Genomic DNA, 14,802 nt, shown 5'->3' with positions numbered 1-14,802 from the left:
ATAAAAATTGACGTTTCACGTTGTTTGTTTCGTTTAGTTTTCAAAGTTCAACATCGCGTTTCAGCGACTTTTATAATTTAACATTTCGAATTAAATCTGTCAACAACTTTTTTCTTTCGTTCCTGACGACGCTTATTAATTTACCATATTAATCATTTGTTCGTCAACACTTTTTAAAAAAATGCCAAAATAATTTTATCTTGGCATGATATAAAGCTTAATAACCACTAATGCAGCAACACCGGGTAGACCTAATAAACTTGTGATTGTTGCTGTACCCAAGTTAATTGGAATATGAAAATCAAAATATGTTCCTACAACATTCACGATAAAGAGTAGTGCTATTCCCAAAGTAACATGAAAAAGCGCTTTTCCTATAAAACGTAACGGCTTTGAAGAAACACCAAAAACAAGAAAAATAAAAACTAGAGTAAGAATACCGACAATAACAATTGTAGAATTCATTTTCTTCCTCCTTATGAATGACCTATACACACTCATTTGTATGGGACAAGACGATAAAAAAGAACATGTATCATATAACTCCAGTCGTTTTATCTCGTTCACCTTTATTCGACAACACTTCCTTCATACAAACCACTATTCGTTCTTTCCGAACGAAGTAACCACTAAATGTTTAACGAATAAAATAAAAGGTTCTGCTTTTTCAGCAGGACCTTTTACCATTGTTCCATTTTTACAGGACGGCGTTTTGCTTCTTTTAACAAGAAGAAATATTTCGCCTCTGCTATTTTCAAAGAACAAAGTACATCTTGAGATGGTTCCACACTTTGTTCAACCATTTTCTTCTGACGTAACCATTCATTCTTCACTTTTTCTAACAGCACAATTAGCTTATCATCATACTCTTTGCGTAATTTACCCTTTTTTTGAAAGAACATTTTTGTTTCTCCTCTTATACTTCTCTACGACCTTCTAACGCTTTCGACAGTGTCACTTCATCTGCATATTCTAAATCTCCACCAACTGGCAGACCGTGTGCAATACGAGTTACTTTAATACCTGTCGGCTTTAAGAGGCGGGATATATACATGGCTGTAGCTTCCCCTTCAATATTAGGGTTTGTTGCTAATATTACTTCTTGTACCGTTTCATCGTGCAGTCGCTTTAAAAGTTGCGGGATATTAATATCTTCTGGTCCAATTCCCTCCATTGGAGAAATAGCACCACGCAACACATGATATACACCTTGATATTCTTTCATTTTTTCCATTGCGATTACATCTTTCGGTTCCTGCACAACACAAACAACCGATTGATCTCGATGTGAATCGTTACAAATATAACAAGGATCACGGTCAGTAATATGTCCGCATACAGAACAATACGCTAAATCTCGCTTCGCATTCACAAGTGCTTTTGCAAAACCTAACACATCATCTTCTTTCATATCTAATACGAAAAATGCCAAGCGAACCGCTGTTTTCGGTCCGATCCCTGGCAATTTCATAAAACTATCAATTAGTTTTGATATTGGTTCTGGATAATGCATATATCAGTATCCTCCTAGAACATTCCACCTGGTAAGTTCAAGCCTTTTGTAAATTTACCCATTGTAGAATTTGAAAGTTCATCAGCTTTTTTAAGTGCATCATTTGTTGCAGCTAACACTAAGTCTTGTAACATTTCGATATCTTCTGGATCTACAACTTCTTCTTTAACTTTCACTTCAAGAATTTGCTTATGACCATTTGCAATAACTGTGATCATACCGCCACCAGCTGTACCTTCAACTGTTTTTTCGCCAAGTTCTTCTTGCGCTTTTGCCATATCTTTTTGCATCTTTTGCATTTGTTTCATCATATTATTCATATTTCCCATTCCGCCACGCATCATAATTAATTCCTCCTAATTATTATTACTCTTTTATTTCAATAAGCTCTTGTCCTACTAATTTTACTGCCTCTTCTATAAGAGGGTCTTCTTTTTTCTCTGGGCTTTCTTCAGAACTTCCACCTTCACGCTGTAAAAAATCTTCACGAATTTTACCCCATTCACTTTTTGGAATGGCGATCATATTTAATCTTTTACTTAGCAATTCAAATAAAGCTTGTTCCACTGTATCCATTGCTTCTCGATTTTCACTCGCCATTTTACAGTGAATCTCATATTGAAACGCTAAAACGTAAGTATCATCCGAAGCCGCTACCGGTTCGCTATTTTCTAATAAAACAGCAAACGCTACTTTGTTGTATGCTTTGAGTCTTCCTAACAACTCACCCCACACAGCTTTTAATTGTTCTAAATCCTGACGCTTCGCTTGCTTTAATACTTCATTTACGCGTCCAACAGGAATTTTCATACTTCCTGTCCGCACTGGCTTTGGTGTTGCACGTGTCTCTCTGACTTCCTGCTGTACACCGGCCGGCACACCATTCTTTTTGACTTGTTCTAACTCTTTCTCCAATTGCTGCATCCTGTTCATAATTGCTTGTAAACGATCTGCACCGTTCGCTTGCATCATAAACTGTTGACACAGTTGTACCATAACAACTTCTAAGAAAATTCGCGGATGATTTGTCCACTTCATTTCCTGTTGTCCCTTACTAAGGGTATGAATGATTTCATAGATTACTTCCGGTTGCATTTCTTCACTTAACATCCGGAATTGCTCATCTACCATTACTCGCTCCAACATATGTTCCAATTGTGGCGAAGTTTGATATAAAAGCATATCGCGATAATAGTAAATGAAATCCTCCATAAAGCGAACTGGATCCTTCCCTTTACCCATCATCTCATCTATGATACGTAATGCTCTTGATACATCATTTTCACGTATACATTCTACTAAGTTACCTAAGTATTGCTGAGAAACGGAACCTGTTACAGCTAATACATCTTCTGTCGTAACTGTCTCATCACTATAAGATATTGCCTGATCAATAAGACTAAGCGCATCACGCATACCACCTTCAGCGGCACGTGCAACGATTTGTAACGCCTCATCTTCTACTTGCGTACCTTCATTGGTCACAACCGTTGATAATCTCTCAACAATATCATTTACTGATATCTTTCGAAATTCAAAACGTTGGCAACGCGAAATGATTGTAGGCGGTATCTTATGCGGTTCTGTTGTCGCCAAAATAAAGATGACATGTCCTGGCGGCTCTTCTAACGTTTTTAAAAGCGCATTGAAGGCACCCATAGAAAGCATGTGGACTTCATCAATAATGTATACTTTATATTCTACAGCACTTGGAGCATATTTTACTTTATCTCTAATATCTCGAATTTCATCTACACCGTTATTTGAAGCCGCATCAATTTCTAATACATCTGAAATAGATCCTTGTGTAATCCCCAAACAAGAAGGACATTCATTACAAGGTTCAGCTACCGGAGCATGTTCACAGTTGATTGCTTTTGCAAATACTTTTGCAATTGTCGTTTTCCCTGTTCCCCTCGGCCCAGAAAATAAATAAGCATGTGAAACTTTCTCTTGAAGAAGGGCATTTTGCAACGTTTTTGTCACGTGCTTTTGACCAACTACATCTTCAAACTTTTGCGGTCTCCATGTTCGGTATAACGCTTGGTATGACACGAAAATACGGCCTCCCTCAAAGGTTATTATCTCATTTATTATAACCCATTCTGTTTATAGATTCCAAAAGTTATTTTCTATACAAAAAACCCACCTTAGTATTAAGGTGAGTTTTGTATACATATATAACTGCCGTGCACCTTCTGTCGATTACGTACCATAAGCGTTACTCAAGCAGTTAGCTCGGTTCAGGCACTCCTGCGGCACACGAGAAGACCCGCTTATTGCTGCTTCCTTCCGGACCTGACAAGGTTCACGGGGTCCCGTTGCGCAGGACCCAAACGTCAACACCACTTACTTAAGGCAGACCTTACAGCAACATAACCTCGAGAAGGGATTCGGCCTCGCTAGAGCGGATTGCGAGTATAGGGCACCGCTACCTCCCCGCTTAGCACGGCAAAGTTAAAACCAATATTCGGTTGCCTTCATTAAAGGCATTATCAGTATAACTTGTTTTTTTATAAAATGCAAATACGTTAATTCTCGTTACTTTTCTCTAATTTTTTTATCGCTTTTCTTTTTTTGCGAAGCTCTCTAAAAAAGTTTGTCAGCAATGTACCGCATTCTTCTTCCAGTACACCAGCCACTACTTCACATTGATGATTAAAACGTTCATCCGTTAAGAGATTCATCAATGTCCCTGCACATCCACCCTTCGGATCACTTGCACCATATACAACTCGCTTCACTCGTGATAAAACAATTCCACCCGCACACATCGGACAAGGCTCTAATGTTACATATAACGTCGCATCTTCTAAACGCCATGTCCCTAATTTTTTGCACGCCTCATCAATAGCTAACAACTCGGCGTGAGCTATTGATCTTTGCTCGGTTTCCCTTAAATTATGAGCAACACTAATTATTTCACCATCTAACACTATTACTGCACCAATTGGCACTTCTTGTATTGCCTCTGCTTTTTTTGCCTCTTCTACTGCTAACTGCATAAAATAAATATCTTGATCGTGTTCCATACCATAGTCCTTTCATTACAAATAAAGTACACTTATTTCCATTTACTACACATGGGATAACTTTTACAAATTCAATCCACCCTAATAAAAAAGAGAGGGGATTACATATGAAGAATACTGCCTTACTCATTATCGATATGATTAATGATTTCCAATTTTCACACGGGCCCACCCTAGCCAAAAAATGCGAAATTATAACAAACCCTATTTTACAATTAAAGAAAACAATGAAATCCTTTGGCTACCCCATAATTTATATTAATGACCATTATCAACTTTGGAGATCTGATATTGACCAACTAATTACTCATTGTACAAATGAGTATAGCGAAAATATCATTCATAAGATTGCTCCAAATTCTGATGATTACATTTTTATTAAACCACATTACTCTGCTTTTTATGAAACGCCTTTAAATTCTTTATTAGGCTATTTAAAAATAGAAAATCTAATATTAACAGGAGTCGCCGGGAATATATGTATCCTCTTTACAGCTAACGATGCTCATATGAGAAATTATACACTGTATGTACCACAGGACTGTATTGCCTCTAATCATGATCAGGATAACTTGCATGCTTTAAAAATAATGGAAGCCACATTAAAAGCGAATATAGTACCTTCATCTCAAATAAAAATTAATTAATACATATATCTATTTTCTAACTTTTTATATCAAATTAACCCGCTCGCTTCCCTCTTGTGCTACAATAATTCTGTTTTGTGTTTTTAGTAGTCACGGCAAATCACTGATTGAAAGGAGGAAACAGCGTGACCGGAGTACCATTTATCACGGTTGAAGGACCAATTGGTGTTGGAAAAACTTCACTTGCGAAGGCAATTTCAACTCACATGCAACTCCACTTACTAAAAGAGATTGTTGATGAAAACCCTTTTTTAGGAAAATTCTATGAAGACATCGACGAATGGAGTTTTCAAACAGAGATGTTCTTTCTTTGTAATAGATACAAACAATTGGAAGATATTAACATAAAGTATTTGAATCAAAGGAAGTCAGTAGTAGCGGATTATCATATATTTAAAAATTTAATTTTTGCATCTCGTACATTAAAAGATTCTCAATACGACAAGTACATGCAAATCTATCGTATCCTTACACAAGATATGCCTGTACCGAACGTAATCGTTTATTTAACAGCTAGCTTGGAAACATTACAAACACGAATTGCGATGCGCGGAAGAGAATTCGAAAAAAATATGGATCCTAATTACTTACTACAGCTCACAAAAGATTACGAAACAGCAATGGATACTTTTAAAAAGGATCATCCAGACATCCCGGTATTAAAATTTAACGGAGACGATATGGATTTTGTAAAAAATCCTGATGATTTAAACGTCATCCTATCTGCCCTTCAAAATACTCTCTTAAAGGAGTCGAAATAATAATGAATTTAAGGCAAAAATATGATATACCAAATGACGCAGTAATCACTATTGCTGGAACAGTAGGTGTCGGTAAATCAACTATGACAACTGCATTAGCTAACGCTTTAGGTTATCGCACATCATTTGAAAAAGTAGATTCGAACCCGTATTTGGACAAGTTCTATGCTGATTTCACACGCTGGAGCTTCCACTTGCAAGTGTACTTTTTAGCAGAACGATTTAAAGAACAAAAAAGAATTTTTGAATACGGTGGCGGTTTTGTTCAAGATCGCTCTATCTATGAAGACACTGGAATTTTCGCAAAGATGCATCATGAAAAAGGTACAATGACGGAAACTGATTATGAAACATACAAAGGTTTATTTGACGCTATGGTCATGACTCCTTACTTCCCTCATCCAGATTTATTAATTTATTTAGAAGGTTCTTTCGATGATATTGTTGATCGTATCCAAGAACGCGGACGTCCAATGGAACAACAAACGCCAATTGAGTATTGGAAAGAGATGCATGGCCGTTACGAAAACTGGATTAATAACTTTAATTCATGCCCTGTTTTACGATTAAACATTAATGAATACGATATTTTAAACGATGGTGATTCCATCGAACCAATCATAAAAAAAATTGGCCATTTTTTAAAACAAACACGTAAACTTGTAAAATAAAAAACCCGTGCATACGCACGGGTTTTTCTATTAAATTACTTCTTCTTTGTCGGAGCAATAATTTCACTCTCAGGTTTTCCAGCGTTAATACGCTGACGAACAGTACTTGTACTAATATCATATGTTTCAGCAATCTCTTTAACAGTCATTTCTTTTCCGTTAATCATTGCTGTTAATACTTTACCTGTACGTTTTGGAGCTGCTTCTTTCTTTACAGCTGCTTTTTCAACTTTTTTTGGTACCTCTACTTTTGCCGCAGTTTGCTTTGCATCACAAGTGCAACCACAAAGTTTACGGAATGTATCATCGCTGATAATGCGCGAAACATTTGCACCACTGTTTAAAATTCTATTGTTCTTACAGACAGGACATTGTACATAATATAAAGTTTTTCCATCTAAAGGAAACGTTTGTATAATAAGATCCATGTTGACTCCTTTCATATCTATGAAGATAATCATCGGAATATGAGTGTGTAATAAGGAGAAAATCGCCTTACACCATACTTTATGATTGGTTTTAAAATAAAAACTCGTTACGTGTTGGTAACGAGTTCTCCAATCTCCACTTATATGCGCTGTTGTCAATTATATCTGGAGGAGGTAGAGGGATTCGAACCCCCGCGCGACTCTCGCCGCCTGTCGGTTTTCAAGACCGATCCCTTCAGCCAGACTTGGGTATACCTCCATATTGACATCAAATATAATATCAAAAGAAAAACAGTTAGTCAACCCTACTAAAATAAATTATGAGGAAAGGAAAATTTTACTTTCCCTCTCCTACATTATAGTACTGACAACGCTCATAATTACCAATCACTCATACCGATGAATGTTTAAATTTACTTAATAACTGTTTTTCCTCCCATATAAGGGCGAAGAACTTCTGGAATTATAATTGTACCATCTTCTTGTTGGTAGTTCTCTAAAATAGCTGCCACCGTACGTCCAATTGCAAGACCAGATCCATTTAATGTATGAACATGTTCTGGTTTTCCATTTGGCTCACGACGGAAACGGATATTTGCGCGTCTCGCTTGGAAAGCCTCAAAATTACTACAAGAAGAAATCTCACGATATGTGCCATAGCTTGGAATCCATACTTCGATATCGTATTTCTTCGCTGCTGTAAATCCTAAATCGCCTGTGCACATGCTCATAACGCGATATGGCAACTCTAATAATTGTAACACGCGTTCTGCATCATTTGTTAGTTTTTCTAACTCTTCATAAGAATCTTCTGGTTTTACAAACTTTACAAGCTCTACTTTATTGAACTGATGCTGACGAATTAAGCCACGTGTATCACGGCCAGCTGAACCTGCTTCAGAACGGAAACAAGAGCTAAATGCAGCATATCTTATAGGTAATTGCTCTTTATTTAAGATTTCATCACGGTGCATATTCGTTACAGGTACTTCAGCTGTTGGAATTAAGAAGTAATCTTCACTTTCAATACGGAATGCATCTTCTTCAAATTTCGGAAGTTGTCCTGTTCCTGTCATACTTGCACGGTTTACCATATATGGAGGTAATACTTCTTCATATCCGTGCTCATCAGTATGAAGATCAAGCATAAAGCTAATTAAAGCACGCTCTAATCTTGCGCCAGCACCTTTATAGAATACGAAGCGGCTTCCTGTTACTTTCCCAGCACGCTCAAAATCTAAAATCCCTAAATCTGTAGCAAGATCCCAATGTGGTTTTGGTTCAAAAGCAAATTCTTTCACTTCTCCCCAAGTGTGCGCTACTACATTATCATCCTCTGTTTCACCAACTGGAGCAGATTCATGAGGGATATTTGGAATAGATAACATTAATCTTTCTAAATCTTCTTCAACTGTACGAAGTTCAGTATCAAGATCTTTTACTTTTTCTCCAACTTCACGCATTTCTAGAATTAGAGCTTCTGCATCTTTCTTTTCGCGCTTCAATACAGAAATTTGTTGAGAGACTTCGTTACGTTTACTTTTTAGTTCCTCTGTTTGAACAAGTAGTTCTCTTCTTCTCGTATCCAGCTCTTCAAAGCGACCAAAATCAGTTAAATCTTCGCCTCTATGCTGTAACTTCGCTTTTACTTCTTCAAAATTTGTACGTAAAAATTTAATATCAAGCATTATATACTCCTCCTTTTATTTTATAAAACACAAAAAACTCCCGTCCCTATATAAAGGGACGGGAGTTAACCCGCGTTGCCACCCTAGTTGAAGGCATTACCGCCTTCCTCTCAAGTAGAAATAACGGCTCTTCACCGGGAATGTTTACTAATCATAAAGATATTCCACATTCCATTCCAGGATGGATTCACAAACTGTTTCTATCGATTTCCACCAACCATCGACTCTCTATAAGAAACGGCATTTGTTACTACTTCCTATCAACACGCTTATTTTATAAAATTGTTACCATCAATTTACTATAATCTTATACAAGTTGCAAGTTACTTAGACAACTTTTTTCATTTTCGCTTCTTTTACCATTTCTACAAAGTATGCTGTCACACGATGATCATCCGTTAATTCCGGATGGAACGAAGCAGCTAAAAACTGATTTTGTTTTACTGCTACCATTCGATCACCATGTGTGGAAAGTACCTCAACGTCATCAGCTACATTTACAACATACGGAGCACGGATAAATACACCAATAAATTCTTCACCTACACCTTTAATTGAAAGTGCGGCTTCAAAGCTATCTTTTTGGCGTCCGAACGCATTGCGCTCTACTGTAATATCCATAGCACCAATATGTGCTTCTTCATAGCCAATAAGTGTTTTTGCAAGAAGAATCATACCTGCACATGTACCAAACATTGGTTTACCAGACTTCGCGAATGTACGAAGTGGTTCCATGAAAGCATACTTATCAATAAGACGGCGCATTGTTGTACTTTCACCGCCTGGTAAAATAAGACCATCAATCTCTTCAAGTTGCTCTATACGCTTTACAACAACAGCTTCTGCACCACTTGCTTCAACTGATTTTATATGCTCACGAACTGCACCTTGAAGACCTAGTACACCGATTTTCACCATTTTAAAGTTCTCCTTCAATTACCATCCACGCTCTTGCATGCGTTGTTCTGGTAATAACGTTGAAATTTCGATACCTTTCATCGCATTACCTAATCCTTTAGAAAGGCTTGCAATTAGTTCGTAATCCTCATAATGAGTCGTCGCTTCAACGATTGCGCGTGCAAATTTCTCTGGATTTTCTGATTTGAAGATACCAGATCCAACAAATACACCATCCGCACCAAGTTGCATCATTAACGCTGCATCTGCTGGTGTTGCTACACCACCTGCTGCGAAGTTTACAACTGGCAAACGACCAAGGCGTTTAATTTCAAGTAGTACTTCATAAGGAGCACCAGTATTTTTTGCATATGTCATTAACTCATCTTCACGTAGACTTGCAACTTGACGGATTTCTGCATTGACTTGGCGCATATGACGCACTGCCTCTACAATGTTTCCTGTTCCTGGTTCACCTTTTGTACGAAGCATAGATGCACCTTCTGCAATACGACGTGCAGCTTCTCCGATATCACGGCAGCCACATACAAACGGAACTGTGTAATCACGTTTATTTAAATGGTATACTTCATCGGCAGGAGTTAACACTTCACTCTCATCGATATAGTCTACCCCTAATGATTCTAATACACGTGCTTCTACAAGGTGACCGATACGGCATTTTGCCATAACCGGAATTGACACCGCACCCATAACTTCCTCAACAATTGTTGGGTCTGCCATACGAGAAACGCCACCTGCTGCACGAATATCTGCTGGTACACGCTCTAGTGCCATAACGGCAACTGCGCCTGCCTCTTCTGCAATTTTTGCTTGTTCAGCGTTAATTACGTCCATAATAACGCCGCCTTTTTGCATTTCTGCCATTCCACGTTTTACACGTTCTGTCCCTGTTACATTTGTCATGTTACAAAAACCCCCCTAGGTGAATTGCTTTTCCCCGTTAAAGGCGAAAATTAAGAATACTCTTACATTCTACCACTAACCATCAGATGCTTGTCTACTACTTTTTCATAAAGTCGGTATGAAAAATAGGAATAAGAAAAAGCCCCTACAATGAGGAGCTTTTAAAACCAACCTTTTACTGTATCAACAGCACTATTCCATATACCACTAAAGAAAGAACCGATTCCACGCATAGAGCGAGTAAACCAATTCGCTTCCTCTACTGCAGATGTTGTTACAAGATCTATTTGTAATGACTTACCAGATAAAAATCCAGGGTCATTCGCATCTTTTGGTTTGATTACCATTTGGCCAAGTGAAGCTCCCTTTTTAATAGGTGCTTCTTGTCCCTTATTTGCTTCTTTTAATTCTGTTTTATAAACATCTTTACTTCCTTTTGGCATCGGAAGTGAAACAGCTTGCTTTGTTTGAACTGCTACATCTTTATCTTTAGCATTTTCTACTCGTACTGTTTCTTGTCCTTTTACTGAAGAACCTTTTTTATGTAATTGCTTCATTTCAAAATTAGCAAATCCATAATCATATAGTTTCTTTGTCTCATCAAAACGCGCCTGACGAGAATTTGTTTTAATAACTACAGAAATAAAACGCATTCCATTTCTTTCAACCGTACCAGTGAAACATTCTCCTGCTTCTGGAGTTGATCCTGTTTTCAGGCCATCTACGCCATCATATGCCCTAGATAAACCTTTTAACATCCAGTTCCAGTTCAACATTTGAAATTTCTCTTTTTCTGGACGGAATTCTTTATTAGGAATTTTTGCTGTATCTAATACTTTTGGATAATCTTTAAGTAAATGCTGTGCTAAAGTTGCAACATCCTTCGCAGACATTTTATTTTCTTCATCCGGTGTTGTACCCGCAGGGTGCATTCCTTTTAAATCTTTGTTCGTTAAACCTGTAGAATTAACGAATTTATAATTTTTTAATCCTAGTTCTTTCGCCTTATCATTCATCATTTTTACGAAATCTACTTCTTTACCTGCAATTGCCTCTCCTAGTGCAATTGTTGCACCATTTGCTGAGAAAATTGCCATGGCTTCATATAACTCTTTTACTGTATAAGTGCCACCATTTTCTAATGCAACATTTGATAATGAAGCATCTTGTGAAACTTTATACGCATATTCAGAAACCTTAATTTTTTGATCCCACTTAAGTTTTCCTTTATCCACTGCTTCATGGACTAAATATTCACTCATCATCTTTGTCATACTAGCAATTGATAATAGTTCATCTGCATTCTTTTGATATAAAATTTTCCCAGAATTCGCTTCAACTAAAATTGCTGCACCTGCTTCAATGTTTAAAGCAGCTCCTGTTTCTGCTGATGCATTGCTATATGGTAACAACATACTACAAGCTAGTGTAAGCATCGTTACTAAAGCGATGAATCTTTTGCAAAACATACCTTTCACTTTTGCTACCCCCAATATCTATGTACTCACATAACCGTTATTCTAACATAATCAAAAAAAAATAGACAGAGATATAAAATCTCCGTCTATTTGTATATAAGACATTATAATGAGTAGTTTGGAGCCTCTTTTGTAATTTGTACGTGATGAGGGTGGCTTTCACGTAAACCAGCACCTGACATACGAATGAATTGTGCATTCTCACGTAGGAATTCTAAATCTTGTGCTCCACAATATCCCATACCAGCACGTAATCCACCAACTAATTGATGAACTGTATCTGCTAAAGGTCCTTTATATGGAACTCGACCTTCAATACCTTCTGGAACAAGTTTTTTATTTCCTTCTTGGAAGTAACGGTCTTTACTTCCTTTTTCCATCGCTCCGACAGAACCCATACCACGATATACTTTAAATTGACGACCTTGGTAAATTTCAGTTTCTCCAGGGCTTTCAGCAACACCGGCAAACATACTACCTAGCATAACAACGTGTGCTCCTGCTGCTAAAGCTTTTACCATGTCACCAGAGTACTTAACACCACCATCAGCAATAACTGGAATACCGTGTTTACGAGCTTCTGTTGCACAATCATAAACTGCTGTTAATTGTGGTACACCAACGCCAGCTACAACGCGTGTTGTACAGATAGAGCCTGGTCCAATACCAACTTTAACTACGTTTGCACCCGCTTCAATTAATGCTTTCGTTGCTTCAGCAGTAGCAACATTTCCAGCAATAATATTTAGTGATGGATATTTCGCACGAACTTCTTTTACTTTATCAATAACACCTTGAGAGTGTCCATGAGCTGTATCAAGTACGATTGCATCTACGCTAGCTTTTACTAATGCGTCGATACGAAGCATAGCATCGGCTGTTACACCAACCGCTGCCCCAACTAATAAGCGTCCTTGCTTATCCTTCGCGGAATTTGGGAATTCAATTACTTTTTCAATATCTTTTATTGTAATAAGCCCTTGTAATACACCGTTGTTATCAACAAGAGGGAGTTTTTCAATTTTATACTTTTGTAGGATCTTTTCAGCTTCTTCCAGCGTTGTACCAACTGGAGCTGTAATTAACTTTTCTTTTGTCATTACGTCGGAAATTTTGATTGAGTAGTCTTGAATAAAACGCATATCACGGTTTGTAATAATACCAACTAATTTTCGCTCGTCTAAATTATTTACAACCGGTACACCTGAGATACGGTATTTTCCCATCAGATGCTCTGCATCATATACTTGATGTTCTGGAGTTAAAAAGAAAGGATCTGAAATAACGCCACTTTCAGAACGTTTTACTTTATCAACTTGCTCTGCTTGTTGTTCGATAGACATGTTTTTATGAATAATTCCCAAACCGCCTTGACGAGCCATTGCAATAGCCATATCCGCTTCTGTTACTGTATCCATTCCTGCACTAATTAACGGGATGTTTAACTGTAAGCTTTCAGATAAAACTGTTTTAACACTTACTTCTCTTGGTAGTACATCTGACTTTGCTGGTACAAGTAATACGTCATCAAAAGTCAAACCTTCTTTAACAAATTTAGATTCCCACATAATTGTTCCCCCCATGATACCAGAAATTATTATTAGTAGCTTATCAATTGGTTAAAATACTGTCAAGGACGTATATATATGTTAGAATTTTTAGACAATAAAAGGAGCGTAATATATGCATCAAACACATAGTACTTGGCAGCAATTAAGTTTCTTCTTTTCATCTCAAAATGTACAACGTTATCTTGCCCGTTGTTATGAAAAATCCTCCATACAAGATGCTGAAAAAAAAAGTTTCGAAAATTGTTATCCCTTTATTTATTACTTAGAACATGGGAAAAATTATTATGAATTATATAAGGTAGCTCCCTTTTCGATTCAGCCAATGTTATTGTTTTATGGAATAAGCCAACTTTTTAAAGCCTGCTTACTAACTATTGATCCTAACTATCCAGAATCCACTACTGTTTTAGCTCATGGCGTTACGACTCGTAAACGAAAAAAACAAGGGTATCAATTTTTAGAAGATGAGGTGAAGGTACAAAAAAACGGACTATTTACTCATGTTGCAGAACAGCTGTTTCACATGAAACACTTAGAAGCTGAAAAGTTTAACATGCTAGATTTAATGGGGAATATTCCCGAATTACAAAATTTATTTCGCTATAGTCAAAGAGGGGCCACTTTATATAAAATCGATTCAACAAATACAAATGAACTTTCTTTTTCGGTCAACATACTAGATCGACTCCATATGACTACAGAAAGATTTTCACGTTACATTGAATCAACTTGTAAGCATTTGTCCATACAACATGTCTCCGGGAAAACGAGCGGATCGAATTTGCTTTTTACAGCTCCTATCCAGTCTTGGAACCCTATATATAGTACGCCCTTATACTACGAATATCTTGCTGATATTTATTACTTACCAATTACATCTGACCCGAGAAACCCTAAACCAGTATTACCTGAACTTCTTGTTCATTATTTATTGCTCTACAATTTAAGTATGATTTCTAGATACGAAACAGATTGGTGGTATGATTTACTTGGGAGCTATGGTTCTGAAGATTACCCATTTATTTATCAATTTCTTACTATTTCTGCTCAAAAAATCCCTTACTATATTTCGTCTTTTTTACTAACAGAACCAGGCCTATTTCATGGGAAATAAAAAAAACACAAGTCAAAAGACTTGTGTTTTTAATTGCTTGGCGACGTCCTACTCTCACAGGGACAAGGTCCCAAC

The 14,802-nt window shown here is 37.1% G+C and carries 16 protein-coding genes, 1 tRNA gene, 1 other RNA gene and 1 other annotated feature; of the genes, 4 read left to right on the top strand and 14 right to left on the bottom strand.

What is annotated here, in order from left to right; genetic code table 11:
• Positions 1-195: 195 nt before the first annotated feature.
• From FS742_RS26930 to tadA, 7 genes are all read right to left on the bottom strand, one after another.
• Positions 196-465, bottom strand: coding sequence for a pro-sigmaK processing inhibitor BofA family protein (locus tag FS742_RS26930; protein ID WP_144616424.1), 270 nt, complete (start codon positions 463-465; stop codon positions 196-198).
• 215 nt (positions 466-680) lie between these two features.
• Positions 681-902 (bottom strand): YaaL family protein, encoded by a 222-nt coding sequence (locus tag FS742_RS26925; protein ID WP_088233332.1) that lies wholly within the window; start codon positions 900-902, stop codon positions 681-683.
• 14 nt (positions 903-916) lie between these two features.
• Positions 917-1,513: a recombination protein RecR gene (gene recR / locus FS742_RS26920; protein ID WP_000559169.1), complete on the bottom strand. Its 597-nt coding sequence runs from the start codon at positions 1,511-1,513 to the stop codon at positions 917-919.
• A gap of 14 nt (positions 1,514-1,527) precedes the next feature.
• Positions 1,528-1,854, bottom strand: coding sequence for a YbaB/EbfC family nucleoid-associated protein (locus FS742_RS26915; RefSeq protein ID WP_170930109.1), 327 nt, complete (start codon positions 1,852-1,854; stop codon positions 1,528-1,530).
• 25 nt (positions 1,855-1,879) lie between these two features.
• A complete protein-coding gene (gene dnaX / locus FS742_RS26910; RefSeq protein WP_144616422.1) occupies positions 1,880-3,568 on the bottom strand; it encodes a DNA polymerase III subunit gamma/tau in 1,689 nt (562 codons plus the stop codon).
• 132 nt (positions 3,569-3,700) lie between these two features.
• Positions 3,701-3,965: signal recognition particle sRNA large type (gene ffs, locus FS742_RS26905), an RNA gene on the bottom strand.
• Positions 3,966-4,044: 79 nt separating this feature from the next.
• Positions 4,045-4,545 (bottom strand): tRNA adenosine(34) deaminase TadA, encoded by a 501-nt coding sequence (gene tadA, locus FS742_RS26900; RefSeq protein WP_144616421.1) that lies wholly within the window; start codon positions 4,543-4,545, stop codon positions 4,045-4,047.
• A gap of 107 nt (positions 4,546-4,652) precedes the next feature.
• Here tadA and FS742_RS26890 point away from each other — a divergent pair, with 107 nt between their 5' ends.
• The 3 genes from FS742_RS26890 to FS742_RS26880 all read left to right on the top strand — a co-directional run bounded on the left by FS742_RS26890 (position 4,653) and on the right by FS742_RS26880 (position 6,624).
• A complete protein-coding gene (locus FS742_RS26890; protein ID WP_128853184.1) occupies positions 4,653-5,192 on the top strand; it encodes a cysteine hydrolase family protein in 540 nt (179 codons plus the stop codon).
• 125 nt (positions 5,193-5,317) lie between these two features.
• Positions 5,318-5,953, top strand: coding sequence for a deoxynucleoside kinase (locus tag FS742_RS26885; RefSeq protein WP_144616417.1), 636 nt, complete (start codon positions 5,318-5,320; stop codon positions 5,951-5,953).
• Positions 5,954-5,955: 2 nt separating this feature from the next.
• Positions 5,956-6,624, top strand: coding sequence for a deoxynucleoside kinase (locus tag FS742_RS26880; protein WP_144616415.1), 669 nt, complete (start codon positions 5,956-5,958; stop codon positions 6,622-6,624).
• 35 nt (positions 6,625-6,659) lie between these two features.
• Here FS742_RS26880 and FS742_RS26875 read toward each other — a convergent pair whose 3' ends face one another.
• The 7 genes from FS742_RS26875 to guaB all read right to left on the bottom strand — a co-directional run bounded on the left by FS742_RS26875 (position 6,660) and on the right by guaB (position 13,610).
• Positions 6,660-7,052, bottom strand: coding sequence for a sigma factor-like helix-turn-helix DNA-binding protein (locus FS742_RS26875; protein WP_144616413.1), 393 nt, complete (start codon positions 7,050-7,052; stop codon positions 6,660-6,662).
• A 166-nt stretch (positions 7,053-7,218) separates the two neighbouring features.
• A tRNA-Ser gene (locus FS742_RS26870) sits at positions 7,219-7,311 on the bottom strand.
• 154 nt (positions 7,312-7,465) lie between these two features.
• Positions 7,466-8,740 (bottom strand): serine--tRNA ligase, encoded by a 1,275-nt coding sequence (serS, locus tag FS742_RS26865; RefSeq protein ID WP_144616411.1) that lies wholly within the window; start codon positions 8,738-8,740, stop codon positions 7,466-7,468.
• 51 nt (positions 8,741-8,791) lie between these two features.
• Positions 8,792-9,013: a binding site (T-box leader), on the bottom strand.
• A 54-nt stretch (positions 9,014-9,067) separates the two neighbouring features.
• A complete protein-coding gene (gene pdxT, locus FS742_RS26860) occupies positions 9,068-9,658 on the bottom strand; it encodes a pyridoxal 5'-phosphate synthase glutaminase subunit PdxT (protein ID WP_000238772.1) in 591 nt (196 codons plus the stop codon).
• Between the two features lie 18 nt (positions 9,659-9,676).
• Positions 9,677-10,564, bottom strand: coding sequence for a pyridoxal 5'-phosphate synthase lyase subunit PdxS (gene pdxS / locus FS742_RS26855; protein WP_000186157.1), 888 nt, complete (start codon positions 10,562-10,564; stop codon positions 9,677-9,679).
• A 161-nt stretch (positions 10,565-10,725) separates the two neighbouring features.
• Positions 10,726-12,033 carry a D-alanyl-D-alanine carboxypeptidase family protein gene (locus tag FS742_RS26850; protein WP_144616427.1) on the bottom strand — a complete coding sequence of 436 codons (1,308 nt, stop codon included), beginning with the start codon at positions 12,031-12,033 and terminating at the stop codon, positions 10,726-10,728.
• A 113-nt stretch (positions 12,034-12,146) separates the two neighbouring features.
• On the bottom strand, positions 12,147-13,610 hold the full coding sequence (gene guaB, locus FS742_RS26845) for an IMP dehydrogenase (protein ID WP_088094766.1): 1,464 nt from the start codon (positions 13,608-13,610) through the stop codon (positions 12,147-12,149).
• Between the two features lie 115 nt (positions 13,611-13,725).
• Between guaB and FS742_RS26840 the strand changes: the two genes are divergently transcribed.
• On the top strand, positions 13,726-14,727 hold the full coding sequence (locus tag FS742_RS26840; RefSeq protein ID WP_144616410.1) for a YaaC family protein: 1,002 nt from the start codon (positions 13,726-13,728) through the stop codon (positions 14,725-14,727).
• The last annotated feature ends 75 nt before the right edge of the window (positions 14,728-14,802 follow it).

It is taken from the genome of Bacillus cereus (assembly GCF_007678085.1).
Lineage (GTDB): Bacteria > Bacillota > Bacilli > Bacillales > Bacillaceae_G > Bacillus_A > Bacillus_A cereus_BE.
The sequence above is the reverse complement of the archived record's forward strand: the minus strand, read 5'-3'. Positions and strand labels throughout refer to the sequence as shown.

Excerpts from the sequence above, each read along its gene's own strand:
- FS742_RS26930 (WP_144616424.1), bottom strand. The coding sequence starts at position 465 with ATGAATTCTACAATTGTTATTGTCGGTATTCTTACTCTAGTTTTTATT.
- FS742_RS26925 (WP_088233332.1), bottom strand. The coding sequence starts at position 902 with ATGTTCTTTCAAAAAAAGGGTAAATTACGCAAAGAGTATGATGATAAG.
- recR (WP_000559169.1), bottom strand. The coding sequence starts at position 1,513 with ATGCATTATCCAGAACCAATATCAAAACTAATTGATAGTTTTATGAAA.
- FS742_RS26915 (WP_170930109.1), bottom strand. The coding sequence starts at position 1,854 with ATGCGTGGCGGAATGGGAAATATGAATAATATGATGAAACAAATGCAA.
- tadA (WP_144616421.1), bottom strand. The coding sequence starts at position 4,545 with ATGGAACACGATCAAGATATTTATTTTATGCAGTTAGCAGTAGAAGAG.
- FS742_RS26890 (WP_128853184.1), top strand. The coding sequence starts at position 4,653 with ATGAAGAATACTGCCTTACTCATTATCGATATGATTAATGATTTCCAA.
- FS742_RS26880 (WP_144616415.1), top strand. The coding sequence starts at position 5,956 with ATGAATTTAAGGCAAAAATATGATATACCAAATGACGCAGTAATCACT.
- FS742_RS26875 (WP_144616413.1), bottom strand. The coding sequence starts at position 7,052 with ATGGATCTTATTATACAAACGTTTCCTTTAGATGGAAAAACTTTATAT.
- serS (WP_144616411.1), bottom strand. The coding sequence starts at position 8,740 with ATGCTTGATATTAAATTTTTACGTACAAATTTTGAAGAAGTAAAAGCG.
- pdxT (WP_000238772.1), bottom strand. The coding sequence starts at position 9,658 with ATGGTGAAAATCGGTGTACTAGGTCTTCAAGGTGCAGTTCGTGAGCAT.
- pdxS (WP_000186157.1), bottom strand. The coding sequence starts at position 10,564 with ATGACAAATGTAACAGGGACAGAACGTGTAAAACGTGGAATGGCAGAA.
- FS742_RS26850 (WP_144616427.1), bottom strand. The coding sequence starts at position 12,033 with ATGTTTTGCAAAAGATTCATCGCTTTAGTAACGATGCTTACACTAGCT.
- guaB (WP_088094766.1), bottom strand. The coding sequence starts at position 13,610 with ATGTGGGAATCTAAATTTGTTAAAGAAGGTTTGACTTTTGATGACGTA.
- FS742_RS26840 (WP_144616410.1), top strand. The coding sequence starts at position 13,726 with ATGCATCAAACACATAGTACTTGGCAGCAATTAAGTTTCTTCTTTTCA.